Genomic DNA, 14,258 nt, shown 5'->3' with positions numbered 1-14,258 from the left:
ACCATGGCACGCATCCTCATCGTGGACGACGACGCAGCGCTGCTGCGCCTGCTGTCCCTGCGCCTGCGCGGCGAAGGCCATGACGTGGTCGAATCGGCCAGCGGTGAGGCCGCGCTGGGCGTGCTGGACCACGAGCTGCCGCAGCTGCTGCTGACCGACATGCGCATGGGCGGCATGGACGGATTGCAGCTGTTCGAGGCCGTGCACCGGCGCCACCCCTTGCTGCCGGTGCTCATCCTCACCGCCCACGGCACGATTCCCGATGCGGTCAAGGCGCTGCAGCGCGGTGTGTTCGGCTACATCGCCAAGCCTTTCGAGGCGCGGGCGCTGATGGCCGAAGTGGACCGGGCACTGCAGGCCTCGCAGGCCCTGGGCGCCAACATGCCGGTCGACCCGGCCGACGCGTCGCCAGACGAAGCCTGGCGCGAGGCCATCCTCACCCGCAGCCCGCGCATGCAACAGCTGCTGGCCGAAGCGCGGCAGATCGCGCAAAGCGATGCCTCGGTCCTGGTCCAGGGCGACAGCGGCACCGGCAAGGAATTGCTGGCGCGCGCCATCCACGCGGCCAGCGCGCGCAGCCGCGCCAAACTGGTGGCCGTCAACTGCGGCGCCATCCCCGAGAACCTGGTCGAGTCCGAGCTGTTCGGCCACGTCAAGGGCGCCTTCACCGGCGCCGTGCGCGACCGGCCCGGCCTGCTGGTGGAGGCCCAGGGCGGCACCGTCTTCCTCGACGAGATCGCCGACCTGCCGCTGCAGATGCAGGTCAAGCTGCTGCGGGTGCTGCAAGAGCGCGAGCTGCGACCGGTCGGCGCCGAAAAGACGGTGAAGATCAACCTGCGCGTGATTTGCGCCTCGCACCGCAGGCTGCAGGACGAGGTGGCGGCCGGGCGCTTCCGCGAAGACCTGTTCTACCGGCTCAACGTGGTCAGCCTGGAGCTTCCTGCGCTGGCCCAGCGGCGCGAAGACATCCCCTTGCTGGCGCAGCATTTCATGGCCTCGCTGGCGCAGCGCTACGGCAAGCCGCTCACGGCCTTCGCGCCGGGCGCGCTGGAGCTGCTGGCCGCGGCAGCCTGGCCGGGCAACGTGCGGCAGCTGCAGAACGTGGTCGAGAAGTGCGTCGTGCTCGCCACCGCGCCGCTGATCCCGCCCTCGCTGGTGCAACGCGCCCTGTCCCACCAGGTGGGCGACATGCTGCCCTTCGACGAGGCACGCCGCGAATTCGAACGCGACTACCTGACCCAGCTGCTGAAACTGACCGCCGGCAACGTCAGCCAGGCGGCGCGGCTGGCGCAGCGCAACCGCACGGACTTCTACGCCCTGTTGGCGCGTCACCAGCTCGAACCCGGCGCATTCAAGACCGCGCCCTGACAAGGGCCAGCCCGTGTCGGTGATCACCGACAGCGCAGGCTGATGATTCACAAGGCTTTTTCGGCATGGCCGGGCCAGGCTGTCGGCAAACACCGACAGACGCGCCCGGGCAAGGCGCTGCAAGTCCTTGATTCATATGGACTGAGGCCCTGGCACAGAACTTGGAACATGGCTTGCACACCATCCCAAGGAACATCCCATGACCCCGCAACAGATCACCCTGGTCCAGACCAGCTTCGCCGACGTCAAGCCCATCGCCTCCACGGCGGCGGAGCTGTTCTACAACAAGCTGTTCGCGCTCGACCCGTCCCTGCGCCCGCTGTTCAAAGGGGAGATGGCCAAGCAGGGCCAGATGCTCATGGGCATGATCGGCGCCGCCGTGGGTGGCCTGCGCAACCTGGAGACGCTGGCGCCGGTGGTGCGCCAGCTGGGCGCCCGCCACGTCGCCTATGGCGTGCGCACCGAGCACTACGCCACGGTGGGCACCGCCCTGCTCTGGACCCTGGAGCAGGGCCTGGGCCACCGGTTCACCCCTGAAGTGCGTGAAGCATGGAGCGAAGCCTACGGCCTGCTGTCCGAAGTGATGCAGCTGGGCGCGCTGGAAGAAGCCGCCGCGGCCTGAAGACAGGAGGCAGCTCCGCGACAATGGGCGGGTGAAGATCCAGCTGCTGTCCGACCTGCACCTCGAAGTCCATCCCCATTTGCGGCCCAAGCCGGCGCCGCAGGCCGAGCTGCTGGTGCTGGCCGGTGACATCGGCTCCTACCAGGCCGGTAGCCAGCTCGAGGGCGGGGATTTCGGCCTCGAACGGTTCTCGCCCCGCCACGGCTGGCCGGTGCCCGTGCTCTATGTCCCCGGCAACCATGAATACGATGGCCTGGATTTCGACGAGGCGCACCAGCGCCTGCGCGAGACCTGCGAGCGCCTTGGCATCACCTGGCTGGAGCGCGAGACCCTGGTGTTGGGCGGCATCCGCTTCATAGGCACCACGCTGTGGGCCGACTTCGACGCGCTGGCCGCCGACGCGGCCGACACCACCGGCCTCCTCAAGCAGCGCGAGAAAGCCTTTCGCGCCGCCAACTACTACCTGCGCAAGACCGGCACCCTCCGCGAGGGTGAACCGATGCTCGCGCCGCAATGGCGCGCGCTGGCCCTGGAATGCCAGCAGTGGCTGCGCCAGGCGCTGGAACAGCCCTTCGATGGCACGACCGTCGTCGTGACGCATTTCGCCCCCAGCCTGCGCAGCGCCGATCCGCGCTATGGCCTGACGCCGGGCACGGCGGGCTTTTGCAATGCGCTGGACGAGCTGCTGCCGCTCGCGCAATGGTGGCTGCACGGCCACCTGCACTGCCAGCAGGACTGGCGCGCCGGCGACTGCCGGGTGGTGGCCAACACCCTGGGCTACGCCGCCAAGGGAGAGCAGGCGGACTTTCGCGAGAACTTTCTTCTCGATCTGGCCAAACCCGCTGCGGGTTACTTATGAGAACACTTGCACTGTGGGCTTTACATTCCGGAAAACCTCTGCAGCAAGCGATGTGAAACACTGGCCTTGTCCCGCCCCCGCCAGCCTGTTTGTTCGAGGCGCAAATGAAAACCATCTGGATGCAGACGCTGCTCTGGCTCGCAGCCGTCGCCACGGCATTGGCCCTGGCGTTCGCAACGCCCAGTGAGTCGTCGGTGATGGGACGCTTGCCCTCGCTCACGGCCAAACGCCTGGACAGCCAGATGGTGAGCCTGCCGCAAGGTCTGCCCGCCAGTCGCACGCTGGCCCTGGTCGCCTTCCAGGGCGGCCATCATGGTGAGATCGACAGCTGGATCCGCGGCCTGCAACTGCGCCAGGACGCCAGCATCCCCTGGATGAAGATCCCGGTGCTGGAAGACCCGGGCAACGAGGGCGCGCGCAGCGTCATCGAAAACCGCATGCTGGCGCGCCACACCTCGCAAGCCGATCGCGAGCGCCTGCTGCCCATCTTCACCGACCGCAACGCCTTCGTGCGCTCGGCCGGCCTGTCAGGCACCGACCATGCGGGCGTGCTGGTGCTGGGCCGCGACGGCCGGGTGCTGGCCCGCGTGGAAGGCCACTTCGACCAGGACAAGGCGCAGGCCCTGCTCGAGACCCTGGTCGGCCGGGATTACGACTGAGCCTCAGGCCCTGGTGGCCAGCGCGCCTGCCGCAGCGTCGGTGAGGGCCCGCGTCAGGGCATCCAGCACTTCCGACTCCAGGTTCCAGCAGTGCCAGTACAGCTGGATCGGCAAGGCATGGGCCGGCGCCACGTTGACCAGAGCGCCCTGCTCGATCAGGCCGCGCGCCAGCAGCTCGGGCACAACGCTCAAGCCCCAGCCCGCCAGCACCGCCCGCACCTGGCCTTCCGAGCTGGGCACGAACAGCTGGTTGAGGGCGACACGCTTGAGGCCGAAAGCCTTGCCGACGAACTCGCGCTGCATGTCGTCCTTGCGGTTGAAGGCGATGAAAGCATGCTCGCGGAAGTTGTGCGCCGTCAGGCCCTTGGGCAGGCGCTCGCGCGCATAGTCGCCGCGCGCCACCACCACATAGTCCATCGCACCCAGCGGCACCATCTTGCAGCCGCGCAGCGCCTGCTTGAGCGTGGTCACGCAGCCCAGCACCTGGCCCTCGCGCAGCCAGCCGTGGGTGAAGTCCTGGTCGTCGGTGATCAGCTCCAGCGGCAGGCCCTGGCAGGCCAGTTCGTTGAGCGCCGGCAGGGCCCAGGTGGCGATGCTGTCGGCGTTGACGGCGATGGAGATGCGCTCCTCCTCGCGGCCGCCACCGGTGGAACTGGGCGCCAGCTCCTTGAGGTCGCGCTCCAGGTCGGCGCGCAGCAGGCGCAACTGCTTGGTGTGCTTGAGCAGCAACTGGCCGGCCGAGGTGGGCTTGAGCGGGCGGCTGCGCACGATCAGCACCGTGCCGACCTGCGCCTCGAGGGCGCGCAGCCGCTGCGAGACCGCTGACTGGGTGATGGACAGGCGCTGGGCGGCCCGCTCGAAGCCGCCCTCCTCCACGATGGCCGCCAGGCACTCCAGCGCGTCCGGATCAAAAGTACTCATATAAGCAGACCTGATGTTTTGGGAGAGAGTTTAATTTCGCTTTTGCAAGAAGCTGATCGGCAGCACACTGGCGCCATGAAAGTCCTCGTCCTGGGCGCCGGCATCATCGGCGCCAGCACCGCTTGGCACCTGCTGGACAAGGGCCATGACGTCACCGTGGTGGACCGCCAGAGCGGCGCCGCCCGCGAGACCAGTTTTGCCAACGCGGCCCAGATCTCGGTGAGCTATTGCGAGCCCTGGGCCAATGCCCAGGCGCCGGCCAAGCTGCTCAAGTGGATGTTCCGCAACGATGCGCCCCTGCTGTTCCGCCCGCAACTGGACTGGCGACAGTGGCGCTGGGGATTGCAATTCCTGGGCCAGTGCAATGACGCCGCTTTCGAGCGCAATGTGCAGCAGCTGGTGGCGCTAGGCGCATACAGCCATGCAGCCCTCAAGGACGTGGTGCGTGCCACCGGCATCAGCTACCAGCGGCTGGAGCGCGGCATTGCCCACTATTACACCGACCAGGCATCGTTCGACGCTGCGGGCCACGCGGCCGAACTGATGCGCCGCTACGGCGTTCAGCGCCGCGTCGTCAGCACCGCCGAACTGCTGGCCATCGAGCCGGCCTTCCAGCCTTTCGCCCACCGCATCGTCGGCGGCACCTACACCGCCAGCGACGAAAGCGGCGATGCGCGCGTGTTCACCGAAAAGCTGGCCGCGCGCAGCGCGGCGCGTGGTGCGCAGTTCCTGTTCGGCCACGACGTGCTGCGCCTGGAGCGCTCCGGCGGCGCCATCGAGGCTGTGCAGGTGCGCGACCGCTCCAGCGGCCAGAGCCAGCGGCTGAGCGCCGACGCGGTGGTCGTGGCCTGCGGCTCCTGGAGCGCGCCGCTGCTGCGCTCGGTGGGCGTGGACCTGCCGATCTACCCGGGCAAGGGCTACAGCGCCACCTTCCGCATCCTGCAGCCCGAGCGCGCGCCCTTTGTCAGTGCCATCGACGACGAGGTCAAGTGTGCGATGAGCCGGCTGGGCGACGAGCTGCGGGTGGCGGGCACGATCGAGCTCTCCGGCTACAACAGCACACTGGACACGCCGCTGGCGCGCGCGCGTTGCCGCATGCTGGCCGAGCGCGTCGAGCAGGTGCTGCCGGGCGTGTGCGACACGCGCAGCGAGGCCGAGGGCGGCAACCCGCGCTTCTGGACCGGCCTGCGCCCCGCCACGCCCACCAACATCCCCTACATCGGCCGCACCCGACTGGACCGCCTCTGGGTCAATGCGGGACATGGCACCTTGGGCTGGACCCACGGTGCCGGTTCGGGCAAGGCGATGGCGGCGTTGATCAGCGGCGAGCGGCCGCAGATGGCGTTCGGCTTCCTCGGCTTCGACGACGGCGGCGCGCAGCTGGCACACTCGCGGGCATGAGCACAGCCACGCGTCACTTCCTCTTCCTCGTCACCTCCACCCGCGAACCAGGCCACGTCGGCAACACCGAGTGGCTGGCCCGCCAGGCCGCGGCCAGCCTGCCAGAAGGCGCGCAACAAACCTGGCTGCAGCTGGCCGCCATGGCCTTGCCGCCCTTCACCGACCAGCGCCACACCGCCGGCCAGTACCCGCTGCCCGAAGGCGACATGAAGACCCTGCTGGACGCCACCATGGCCGCCACCGACATCGTCTTCGTCTCACCGGTCTACTGGTACAGCATTCCGGCGCCGCTCAAGACCTACCTGGACCACTGGAGCGCCTGGATGCGCGTGCCCGGCCTGGCGTTCAAGGAGGCCATGGGCCAGAAGCGCCTCTGGCTGGTGAGCACCAGCGGCGACCGGGCCAAGGCCCAGCCCATGATCGATTCAGTGCAACTGTGTGCCGGCTTCCTGGCCATGCAGTGGAGTGGCGTGCTGTGGGGCAAGGGCGGCCCGCCCAACGCGGTGGCGGGCGATGCGGATGCGCTGGCGGCCGCTGCCGGCTTCTTCAGAACAGAGTGACTTCGCTGGCCTGCGCGGCCGCCACCGGACGGCCCGGGGCATGGACTTCATGCTCGTCGGCCATGGAGTAGCTGCCGCGCAGTTCCGCCAGCAGGGCCACGATGTCGACCGGCTCGAGCAGGCCCGTGTGATCGAAGTGGCGGCGCTTGTCGGACAGCACCTCCGGGATGCGTTCGATGCTGTGGCGCACGTGCATCATGCGCTGGCTGACACGGTCCTGGAACTGCAGCTGGACCAGGGCCTGGCCCAGGTCCGACTGGATCCCGGCGCTCTCATGCATCAAGGTGCCGACGCAGCTTTCCACGGCCAGGGCCAGGCCCTGGACGCGTTCGAGCAGAGGGTGGTCGCCCAGTTCGCCTTCTCGCATGGATTCCAGCGCGTCGAGCAGGCTGCTCAGCTCCAGGCTGTGCTCGAACAGTCCCGCCAGGCCGCGCATGCCGTCGGGCGCCGAGCCCTGTTGCAGCAGGCCCAGCCTCCCCATCACGCCAACGAAGTTCTGGGTCAGCGCGCCGACGGCGTCTTCCATCTGGGCGCGCGAGTTTTCGATCTGCGCGCTCCACACCGGCAGCAGGTCCTGGCCGAGCTGGTCGGTGCCGGCAACGAAGGCGGCCTTGGTGCCGTGGTCGTCCGCATCACGGCGGCGGCGACGGTGGTCGGACCAGGTCCCAGCCACCACCAGTGCGGCTGCACCGGCAATGCTCGCCAAGCTCCAGTGCCAGCCGCCGGCGCCCCACATCCCCAAAGCGCCTGCCAGGCCGAGGCCGAGGCCGGGCGCGCTCAGGTGGCGGCCGATGGAGGGAAAAGCCATGGTGTGTGTTTGCGCAAGAGGGCAGAAAGGAACAGGTGCGAGCAGGGAGCTCCCCCCTGCTATCGGCCCCGGCGCGGAAATCTTGAATCAGCGGCCGGTGTCGGCCGGGCTGCCCAGGGACTTTTCGCCCATCCAGCGCAGCAGGTCCAGCCACATCTGGCGCATCTCGGCTTCCAGCGGCGTGCGCATGGAATTGGGCAGCTCGATGGTGACCACTGGCACGCCCTTGTGCACGCCGCCGTAGTTGCCCAGCGAGCCGGGGAAGATGCCGACCTGGTCCAGGTACAGCCGTCCCAGCCGCGACGGCGGCACCGACGGCCCGTCGAAATCGAGCACGCCATAGGGCGCGTGGATGGCGACGATCAGGTGCGGCCTGAAGGTTTGCATCTGCTCGTGCAGGAAGCGGCTCTCGGGCTCCGACAGCGGCTTGGGACCAGGCCAGCGGCGCGGGTCCTTGCGGGTGCGCTTGTCCCAGTAGACCGGGGCATCACGCTCCCAGTTGGGCGTGGGAAAGTTGCGGTTCAGGTCCACGCCATTGGCGTTCATGCGGCGCGGCGGCTGGTGCAGCACGCCGTCCGGGTTGAGCACCGGCACAAAGCGCCAATGCACGGGCTGCGGCATCTGCGTCGGCTGCTGGGCCAGCGCGATCCAATGCAAGGCCAGCGAGGCCGAGGACAGTTCGTCGCCGTGGATGGCGCCGGTGACCAGCACGCGCAGTTTCGCGCCCTCGGGCTGGATGTCGCGCGTGTACAGGGGCACGCCACGCACCGAACGCCCGCTGCCCGGTTGCAGACCGGCGGCCATGCACAACGCGCGGCTGACATTGGGCAGGCGGCGCGCAAAGTCTTCACAGCCTGGCACCACGGTGGCCGGCGCCGTGGCGCGCGGCGGGTCGGCGCGGCCCGGCCCCGCAGCCGCCATGCCGGTCAGGCAGGCCAGCACGAGCGCGGCTGTGGACCTTTTCATTCGTCCCGCTCCCCGGGCTCGTACAGGGTCTCGCGGCCCATGCGGTCGAGCACCAGTTCGGCGGTCCAGGGCAGCATCAGCGAGCCGCAGCGGCTGTCACGGTAGATGCGCTCCAGCGGCAGGTGCTTCATCATGGCCTGGCCGCCGCAGGTACGGATCGCCAGCCGCGCGATGTCGTTGGCGCCCTCCATCACCGTGTACTGCGCGGCGTACAGGCGCATGCGTTCATCCTTGGAGGGATTGGGCCGCGCCTCGGCAATCACGCGCGTGAAGATGCTCTTGAGGTTCTCCAGCTGGATGCGCATCTGCGCCACCGCGATCTGCTTGGTGGGGTACATGCGGCGCTTGACCGGCGGCTCGCCGGCCACCTCGCCACGCAGGTAGCTGACGGTGAAGTCATAAGCCGCATTGGCCAGGCCCAGGTAGGTGGGCGCCAGAGTAAAGAACATGGCGGGCCAGGTCTGCGCGCCCTTGTAGTACACGCCGCGCGGCATCAGCTGCTCGCCGTCGGCAACGAAGACGTCCTTGAACGTGAGGTTGCGGCTGACGGTGCCGCGCATGCCCAGCGGATTCCACTCACCGCTGATGGAGAAGCCCTCGCTGGTGGCCGGCACGGCCAGGTACAGGGTGTCGCGCGCATCGGGCTTGTCGTCGCCCTTGTCCTCGGTGCACAAAATGCCGTAGTAGTTGGCCGCGCCGGACAGCGAGGCAAAAATCTTGCGGCCGTTGACCAGCCAGCCGCCTTCGACTTTTTTCGCGATCGTGCCAAAGGGCGCGCGGCCGGCTGCTGCGGCGCTGCCTTCGGAAAACGGCTGGGCATAGATGGCGCCGTCCCGCACCACGCGGTCGAAGTGCAGCGCGCGGCAGCGCAGGTGCTCGGCGCGTTGCGCGTCCGTCATGGGCACGCCGTCGGCCAGCACGCCGGTCCACATGGTGGAGCAGATGTGCATGTTCCAGGTCAGGGCCGTGGCGCCGCAAAAGCGACCGATCTCGGCCGCCACCATCATGTAGCTGGCGTAATCCGCACCACCGCCGCCATGCTCTTGCGGCACGCACAGGGCCAGCAGACCGGCTTCACGCAGGTCCTGGTAATTGGCAAAAGGAAAGCTCGCCGATTCGTCCCACTGCGCTGCACGCGGCGCGAACTTCTCCCGTCCCAGCTGGTGGGCCAGCGCCAGCAGTTCGCGCTGGCGCGCGGTGAACGGCAGCTCGCCGACGGCGGGGGTGAAGCTCAGGGCATCCATCAGTGCAGCTGGCGCGGCAACGCCAGGAAGTTCAGCAGCAGGCCGTCGAAGTCATCGGGCGCTTCCAGGTTCTGCAGGTGGCCTATGCCCTTCATTTCCAGGTAGGTGCTGCCGGCAATGGCGTCCGCCATCTTGCGCATCACCGCCGGCGGTGCGTTGCGGTCGTACTCACCGGCCAGCAACAGGGTCGGCACGTGGATGCGGGCCAGACTGTCGCGCCGGTCGAAAGTGACCAGGGCCTCCAGCGCGCGACGGTAGGTGGAGGGATTGACCTGGGCCATGCAATGCGTGGCCAGGCGCAGGCCTTCGGGCAGCGAGCCGGGGCCCACCATCTGGGGCACCAGCAACTCGGCCAGCTCGCCCATGGTCTTGCCCGCGTCCAGCGGCGCCGTGCGCTGGGCGATGAAGTCGCGTTGCCAATCCCCATCGGGCTTGCCGAAGGACGGCGAAGTGCCGCACAGCACCAGCTTGGCCACCAGCTCGGGCCGGCGCGCCACCACCTCCTGCGCCACCATGCCGCCCATGCTATGACCCACCAGGGTGACGCTGCCGCACTGCAGGCTGTCGATCAGCGCGATGCAGCGCTGGGCCAGGCCCTTGAAGGTGTAGGGCTCGATGGGCGCGCTGCGGCCGTAGCCGGGCATGTCCCAGGCCACGGCGCGGTAGCCGCTGGAAGCCAGGGTCTCGACCTGCGGCGCGAACGCCAGGTGGCCGCCGCCGATGCCGTGCAGCATCAGCACCGTAGGCCCGGCGCCCAGCGTGGTGAAGGCCGGCAGCGTCATGCCGCGGCCACCAACTGGCCGCTGTCGACCACCGCCTGGCCATCGAGCAGCACCGTGCAATTGCGCAGGGGCAGGTCGAAATGGCCCAGGGTGTGGCGGCCGGCCACCTCGTTGGCGCCGGTGCTGTAGAGAAAATTGCCGGCGAAGGCGCGCAGCTCCGTGCCGTTGAAGTCACGCTTGTCGTACAAGGCCATGCTGTCCCAGCGCGCCGCGGCGTTCAGACCGTAGCCGACGTGGCTGACGGCATAGGCTTCCTTGTCACCCCAGCCGGCGATGTGGCTGCGCATCAGTTCGGCATCGACGCCCCTGCCTTCGATGCTTGTGATGTGGTCGTCCTCGATGCGCAGCGTGATGGGCCGCTCGATGTAGCGCTTGAAAGTGAGGTTGACGTCACCCTCGTCCAGCACCAGCGTGCCGTTGACGCTGCCTGCTGCCGGGAAGGCCAGGGCCAGGCCGCCCGGCCAGTGGCTCATGGTGCCGGGCCGCGCCGTGTAACCCCAGTTGCCGCCGCAGGTGGCGCCGGCCAGCGCGATCTGCAAGTCGGTGCCGGCGCGTGACTGCACGCGCATCGCGCCGGCCGCGCGCAGGCGCTTGACGTGCTGCTTGACCAGCGGCTCCAGCGTGGCATCGGGCACCAGCCGGGCCAGGGCCTCGGGATGCTCGTTGCTCACATAGAGCACGCGCGCGCCACCCTGCAAGATGGCAGGGAGCTCGGGTGCGTGCATCAGGCCCTCCACCGTGCAGTCCACCACCAGGGTGCTGCCGGCCAGGGCCGCGATCACGGGCGCTATATTTTGGATAGCATTCGAGGCGCCTGTGGAGCGCGCCACAGGCAGTTTTTTCTCAAAGACACTGGGCAGCACCAGGCTGAAAGCCCGGCAGCCCAGCCGCGCCGCGGCCAGCCGTGCCAGCTGCGCCAGCACCGGCCGGCTCTGGCTTTCGCTGAGCACCGCCACGGTGTCACCCGGCTGCAGGGCGCAGCGGCGCAACACGGCCTCGAAGGCGTCCAGCCAGGCGGGTTCGATCTGTTCTTGCAGCATGGTCTTGTGCTTCGCGGCATACTACATGAAATTTCATGCAAATAGTTCCGTGACACCGCCACGCCAAGCCCAGCCCCCCAGCTTCTCCACACCGGAGTTCCGCGCCGCCCTGGGCATGTTTGCCACCGGCGTCACCATCGTCACCGCGCTGACGCCCGAGGGCCAGCCGATCGGCCTGACGGCCAACTCCTTTGCCTCGGTCTCGCTGGCGCCGCCCCTGGTGCTGTGGAGCCTGGCCCAGGCGGCCGCGTCGCTGCCGGCTTTCCGCGCCGGCTCGCACTACGCCATCAACGTGCTGGCCGCCGACCAAAAGGCGCTGGCGGAGCGCTTTGCCCTCAAGGGCGCGGACCGCTGGAGCGGCGTGGAGTTCACCGCCGGCATCAGTGGCGCGCCGGTGCTCGCCGGCGCGGCAGCCAGCTTCGAGTGCTTCAACCGCAGCCGCTACGAAGAAGGAGACCACCTGATCTTCGTCGGCGAGGTCGAGCGCTGCAGCCGGCGTGAGGGCGTCTCACCGCTGCTGTTCCACGGCGGCCGTTTTTACACTGAACACCCGCTATGAGCCAGGTGGCCGGTGAGCGGTTTATCGACAGCTACCTGGGCTACCTGCTGGGACAGGCCAACCACGCGCTGTACAAGGACTTCGACGCCCATGTGCGGGCCGCCGGCCTGAGTTCGATCGAATGGCGGGTGCTGGCCACGCTGCACGATGGCGAGCCGCTGACGGTGAGCCAGCTGGCCCATGAAGTGCTGTCCAAGCAGCCCACGGTGACCAAGCTGGTGCAGCGCATGGCCGACCAGGGCTGGGTGGCATTGCAGGCCGACGCCAGCGACCAGCGCCGCACCATGGTGCTGGCCACGGCCGCCGGCCGGCGCCTGGTCAAGCCCCTGGTGGCAGAAGCAAAACAGCATGAAGCCCGCATGCTGCGGACTTTGGGTGCTACTGAAAAAGTAGCGCTTCGCAAACTGCTCGAAAAGCTCGCGCAACATCCTTGAAGCGCGGCCGCTACCATTGCGGCCCATGGTCCAGCGCAAACAACACCTCGACACGCTCGCGATTTCCCTGCTCCTGGCCTGCTGTGTGTTCTGGGGCTTCCAGCAGATCCTGATCAAGACCACGGTGGGCGAGGTACCGCCGCTGTGGCAAGCCTCGCTGCGTTTTGCCGGCGCCACCGCCTTGCTGTGGCTGTGGTGCGCGGTGCGTGGCGTCAAGCTGTTCGAGCGCGACGGCACCCTGGGTGCGGGCCTGCTGGCCGGGGCGCTGTTCGCCGGCGAGTTCAGCTGCATCTACCTGGGGCTGCGCGACACCACGGCCTCGCGGCTCACCGTCTTTCTGTATTCCTCGCCCTTTGTCGTGGCCCTGCTGCTGCCACGCTGGGTGCCCAGCGAGAAGCTGCGCGGCCTGCAGTGGCTGGGCCTGTTCATCGCGTTTGCCGCCGTCGCCCTGGCGTTCAGCGAGGGCTTCCTGCATGGCAGCACGCCGCGCCAGCTGCGCGGCGACGCACTGGCGCTGGCCGCCGGCACGCTGTGGGGGCTGACCACGCTGGTGCTGCGCGGCAGCGCCAGCATGGCAAAGGCCAGCCCCGAAAAAACCTTGTTCTACCAGGTGGCGGTGACGGCCGCGGTCGCGCCCCTGCTGTCACTGGCGCTGGGCGAGACCTGGTCGCTGCAGTACTCGGCCCAGGCCTGGGGCTCGCTGTTCCTGCAGACCGCCATCGGGGCCTTCGCCAGCTACCTGGCCTGGATGTGGCTGCTGCGGCACTACCCGGCCACGCGCATGGCGTCCTTCACCTTTCTCACGCCGGTGTTCGCCCTGGTGTTCGGCGTGGCGCTGCTGTCCGAGCCGCTGACGCCGCAGCTGGTGCTGGCACTGACCGGCGTTGCGGTTGGCATCGTGCTGGTCAACCGCCGGTCCACCTGAGCAGGCCGGCCGGCGCTAGTTGGCGTTGACGTTGAGGTAGCGCTCGATCTGGCACTCGTACGAGGCCTCGCTGGCATAGCAGGGCGAGCTGGTGTCGGGGCGGTATTGCGCTCCGGTGCAGCCGACCAGCAGAAAAAGCACGACGGGAAAAGCCTTGGCCATGGTGGACCTCCTGGGTGCCGCTTTAAACGGCCCCAGGGTACAACAATGCGCCCTTCGTTCAGGCTCCGCCTGGGCTCTTGCGGCCGCGCAGCTGCAGCACGATGGCGGCGTTGTCCAGCTCGCCCCGGCCCTGGGCCACGGCCTCGGCCAGCAGCGCGGCGTGCACGCGTGACAAGGGCAGATCCAGGCCCTGCGCGCGGGCGCTATCGAGCATCAGGGTCACGTCCTTCTGGTGCTGGCGGATGCGCGAACGCGGCGCGAAGTCTTGCGCCACCATCTGCGGGCCTTTGACAGCGGCGGCCTCCGAACGGGCCGGCGTGGCCAGCACCAGGGCCAGGAACTGCTCGGGCGCAATGCCCAGGCTTTCGGCGAATGCCAGGCCTTCGGCGAACACCGCGCGGTTCAGGCCCAGCACCAGGTTGGTCGCCAGCTTGGCCTTGGCGCCCATGCCGGGCGGGCCGATATGGATGGACTCGCGCGCCAGCAGCGCCAGCAGCGGCGCCGCCTGGGCATAGGCTGCGTCCTGCGCGCCCACCAGCGCCACCGCCTCGCCGGCACCGATCTGCTGGCTGGAGCCTGACAGCGGCGCTTCGACAAAAGCGATGCCGCGCTGCGCCAGCCTGGCACCCAGACCTAGCAACAAGTCGGGCGAACCTGTCGAGCAATCGAGCAGCAGACGCACGCTGTGCGGCTGGGCCAGCAGGCCGGCCGGCCCTTCCACCACCTCGAGAACCCCCTGGGTGTCGAAGACGGCCAGCAGCACCGTCTCGGCGGCCTCGGCCAGCTGCGCCAGCGAAGCGGCCAGTTCGCCGCCGGCCTGCCCGAAGGCCTGCGCCGCCTGCGGGCTGCGGTCGTAGCCCAGGGTGTGCAGGCCGGCGGCACGCAAGCGCGCGCCCAGCGCCTGGCCGACCAGGCCCAGGCCGACGATGCCTATGGTTTGCGCCATGC

At 68.8% G+C, this 14,258-nt stretch carries 17 protein-coding genes; 9 read left to right on the top strand and 8 right to left on the bottom strand.

The window, feature by feature from the left end:
- Nucleotides 1–3: 3 nt before the first annotated feature.
- The 4 genes from Q0632_RS20150 (at nt 4) to Q0632_RS20135 (ending at nt 3,508) form a co-directional block, all read left to right on the top strand.
- A complete protein-coding gene (locus Q0632_RS20150; RefSeq protein WP_298933568.1) occupies nt 4–1,368 on the top strand; it encodes a sigma 54-interacting transcriptional regulator in 1,365 nt (454 codons plus the stop codon).
- A gap of 199 nt (nt 1,369–1,567) precedes the next feature.
- The gene (locus tag Q0632_RS20145) at nt 1,568–1,990 is read left to right on the top strand and encodes a globin family protein (protein WP_298933566.1); all 423 of its coding nucleotides are present in this window, start codon (nt 1,568–1,570) and stop codon (nt 1,988–1,990) included.
- A gap of 31 nt (nt 1,991–2,021) precedes the next feature.
- The gene (locus Q0632_RS20140) at nt 2,022–2,849 is read left to right on the top strand and encodes a metallophosphoesterase (protein ID WP_298933565.1); all 828 of its coding nucleotides are present in this window, start codon (nt 2,022–2,024) and stop codon (nt 2,847–2,849) included.
- A 104-nt stretch (nt 2,850–2,953) separates the two neighbouring features.
- Complete coding sequence (locus tag Q0632_RS20135; RefSeq protein ID WP_298933563.1) at nt 2,954–3,508, top strand: hypothetical protein; 555 nt, start codon at nt 2,954–2,956, stop codon at nt 3,506–3,508.
- A 3-nt stretch (nt 3,509–3,511) separates the two neighbouring features.
- On the opposite strand, the gene Q0632_RS20130 is transcribed toward Q0632_RS20135, so the two are convergent.
- Nucleotides 3,512–4,429: a LysR family transcriptional regulator ArgP gene (locus tag Q0632_RS20130; protein WP_298933561.1), complete on the bottom strand. Its 918-nt coding sequence runs from the start codon at nt 4,427–4,429 to the stop codon at nt 3,512–3,514.
- Nucleotides 4,430–4,504: 75 nt separating this feature from the next.
- On the opposite strand from Q0632_RS20130, the gene Q0632_RS20125 reads away from it, so the two are divergent.
- Both Q0632_RS20125 and Q0632_RS20120 read left to right on the top strand, forming a co-directional pair.
- Nucleotides 4,505–5,830: a D-amino acid dehydrogenase gene (locus tag Q0632_RS20125; RefSeq protein WP_298933558.1), complete on the top strand. Its 1,326-nt coding sequence runs from the start codon at nt 4,505–4,507 to the stop codon at nt 5,828–5,830.
- Nucleotides 5,827–6,390, top strand: a complete 564-nt coding sequence (locus Q0632_RS20120) for a flavodoxin family protein (protein ID WP_298933556.1) — start codon at nt 5,827–5,829, stop codon at nt 6,388–6,390. The genes Q0632_RS20125 and Q0632_RS20120 overlap by 4 nt, the downstream gene beginning before the upstream one ends.
- Here the strand turns inward: Q0632_RS20120 and Q0632_RS20115 are convergent.
- The 5 genes from Q0632_RS20115 to Q0632_RS20095 form a co-directional block, all read right to left on the bottom strand.
- Entirely contained in the window at nt 6,377–7,198 is an 822-nt protein-coding gene (locus tag Q0632_RS20115; protein WP_298933554.1) for a hypothetical protein, read from the bottom strand. The genes Q0632_RS20120 and Q0632_RS20115 overlap by 14 nt on opposite strands.
- 87 nt (nt 7,199–7,285) lie before the next feature.
- A complete protein-coding gene (locus Q0632_RS20110) occupies nt 7,286–8,164 on the bottom strand; it encodes a M14 family zinc carboxypeptidase (protein ID WP_367181232.1) in 879 nt (292 codons plus the stop codon).
- Entirely contained in the window at nt 8,161–9,408 is a 1,248-nt protein-coding gene (locus Q0632_RS20105; RefSeq protein ID WP_298933552.1) for an acyl-CoA dehydrogenase family protein, read from the bottom strand. Before Q0632_RS20105 ends, Q0632_RS20110 begins: the two co-directional genes overlap by 4 nt.
- Nucleotides 9,408–10,190 carry an alpha/beta hydrolase gene (locus Q0632_RS20100; protein WP_298933550.1) on the bottom strand — a complete coding sequence of 261 codons (783 nt, stop codon included), beginning with the start codon at nt 10,188–10,190 and terminating at the stop codon, nt 9,408–9,410. The genes Q0632_RS20105 and Q0632_RS20100 overlap by 1 nt, the downstream gene beginning before the upstream one ends.
- The gene (locus Q0632_RS20095; protein ID WP_298933548.1) at nt 10,187–11,230 is read right to left on the bottom strand and encodes a peptidase M29; all 1,044 of its coding nucleotides are present in this window, start codon (nt 11,228–11,230) and stop codon (nt 10,187–10,189) included. The genes Q0632_RS20100 and Q0632_RS20095 overlap by 4 nt, the downstream gene beginning before the upstream one ends.
- Before the next feature lie 25 nt (nt 11,231–11,255).
- Here Q0632_RS20095 and Q0632_RS20090 point away from each other — a divergent pair, with 25 nt between their 5' ends.
- Genes Q0632_RS20090 through Q0632_RS20080 form a run of 3 tightly spaced genes read left to right on the top strand, consistent with a single transcriptional unit; the run spans nt 11,256 to nt 13,148 of the window.
- Nucleotides 11,256–11,789: a flavin reductase family protein gene (locus Q0632_RS20090; protein ID WP_298933546.1), complete on the top strand. Its 534-nt coding sequence runs from the start codon at nt 11,256–11,258 to the stop codon at nt 11,787–11,789.
- Complete coding sequence (locus Q0632_RS20085; protein ID WP_298933544.1) at nt 11,786–12,223, top strand: MarR family winged helix-turn-helix transcriptional regulator; 438 nt, start codon at nt 11,786–11,788, stop codon at nt 12,221–12,223. The genes Q0632_RS20090 and Q0632_RS20085 overlap by 4 nt, the downstream gene beginning before the upstream one ends.
- A gap of 25 nt (nt 12,224–12,248) precedes the next feature.
- On the top strand, nt 12,249–13,148 hold the full coding sequence (locus Q0632_RS20080) for a DMT family transporter (protein WP_298933542.1): 900 nt from the start codon (nt 12,249–12,251) through the stop codon (nt 13,146–13,148).
- A 15-nt stretch (nt 13,149–13,163) separates the two neighbouring features.
- Here Q0632_RS20080 and Q0632_RS20075 read toward each other — a convergent pair whose 3' ends face one another.
- Together Q0632_RS20075 and Q0632_RS20070 are read right to left on the bottom strand one after the other, a co-directional pair.
- The gene (locus tag Q0632_RS20075) at nt 13,164–13,310 is read right to left on the bottom strand and encodes a hypothetical protein (protein WP_298933540.1); all 147 of its coding nucleotides are present in this window, start codon (nt 13,308–13,310) and stop codon (nt 13,164–13,166) included.
- 58 nt (nt 13,311–13,368) lie between these two features.
- The gene (locus Q0632_RS20070; protein WP_298933537.1) at nt 13,369–14,256 is read right to left on the bottom strand and encodes an NAD(P)-dependent oxidoreductase; all 888 of its coding nucleotides are present in this window, start codon (nt 14,254–14,256) and stop codon (nt 13,369–13,371) included.
- Nucleotides 14,257–14,258 lie beyond the last annotated feature (2 nt).

This window comes from uncultured Ramlibacter sp. (assembly GCF_936925435.1).
GTDB lineage: Bacteria > Pseudomonadota > Gammaproteobacteria > Burkholderiales > Burkholderiaceae_C > Ramlibacter.
The sequence above is the reverse complement of the archived record's forward strand: the minus strand, read 5'-3'. Positions and strand labels throughout refer to the sequence as shown.

Bases quoted from the DNA above. Each gene is read 5' to 3' on its own strand.
- Q0632_RS20130 (WP_298933561.1), bottom strand. From the start codon at position 4,429: ATGAGTACTTTTGATCCGGACGCGCTGGAGTGCCTGGCGGCCATCGTG.
- Q0632_RS20075 (WP_298933540.1), bottom strand. From the start codon at position 13,310: ATGGCCAAGGCTTTTCCCGTCGTGCTTTTTCTGCTGGTCGGCTGCACC.
- Q0632_RS20105 (WP_298933552.1), bottom strand. From the start codon at position 9,408: ATGGATGCCCTGAGCTTCACCCCCGCCGTCGGCGAGCTGCCGTTCACC.
- Q0632_RS20120 (WP_298933556.1), top strand. From the start codon at position 5,827: ATGAGCACAGCCACGCGTCACTTCCTCTTCCTCGTCACCTCCACCCGC.
- Q0632_RS20145 (WP_298933566.1), top strand. From the start codon at position 1,568: ATGACCCCGCAACAGATCACCCTGGTCCAGACCAGCTTCGCCGACGTC.
- Q0632_RS20095 (WP_298933548.1), bottom strand. From the start codon at position 11,230: ATGCTGCAAGAACAGATCGAACCCGCCTGGCTGGACGCCTTCGAGGCC.
- Q0632_RS20070 (WP_298933537.1), bottom strand. From the start codon at position 14,256: ATGGCGCAAACCATAGGCATCGTCGGCCTGGGCCTGGTCGGCCAGGCG.
- Q0632_RS20110 (WP_367181232.1), bottom strand. From the start codon at position 8,164: ATGAAAAGGTCCACAGCCGCGCTCGTGCTGGCCTGCCTGACCGGCATG.
- Q0632_RS20080 (WP_298933542.1), top strand. From the start codon at position 12,249: ATGGTCCAGCGCAAACAACACCTCGACACGCTCGCGATTTCCCTGCTC.
- Q0632_RS20085 (WP_298933544.1), top strand. From the start codon at position 11,786: ATGAGCCAGGTGGCCGGTGAGCGGTTTATCGACAGCTACCTGGGCTAC.
- Q0632_RS20150 (WP_298933568.1), top strand. From the start codon at position 4: ATGGCACGCATCCTCATCGTGGACGACGACGCAGCGCTGCTGCGCCTG.
- Q0632_RS20090 (WP_298933546.1), top strand. From the start codon at position 11,256: ATGAAATTTCATGCAAATAGTTCCGTGACACCGCCACGCCAAGCCCAG.
- Q0632_RS20135 (WP_298933563.1), top strand. From the start codon at position 2,954: ATGAAAACCATCTGGATGCAGACGCTGCTCTGGCTCGCAGCCGTCGCC.
- Q0632_RS20100 (WP_298933550.1), bottom strand. From the start codon at position 10,190: ATGACGCTGCCGGCCTTCACCACGCTGGGCGCCGGGCCTACGGTGCTG.
- Q0632_RS20125 (WP_298933558.1), top strand. From the start codon at position 4,505: ATGAAAGTCCTCGTCCTGGGCGCCGGCATCATCGGCGCCAGCACCGCT.
- Q0632_RS20115 (WP_298933554.1), bottom strand. From the start codon at position 7,198: ATGGCTTTTCCCTCCATCGGCCGCCACCTGAGCGCGCCCGGCCTCGGC.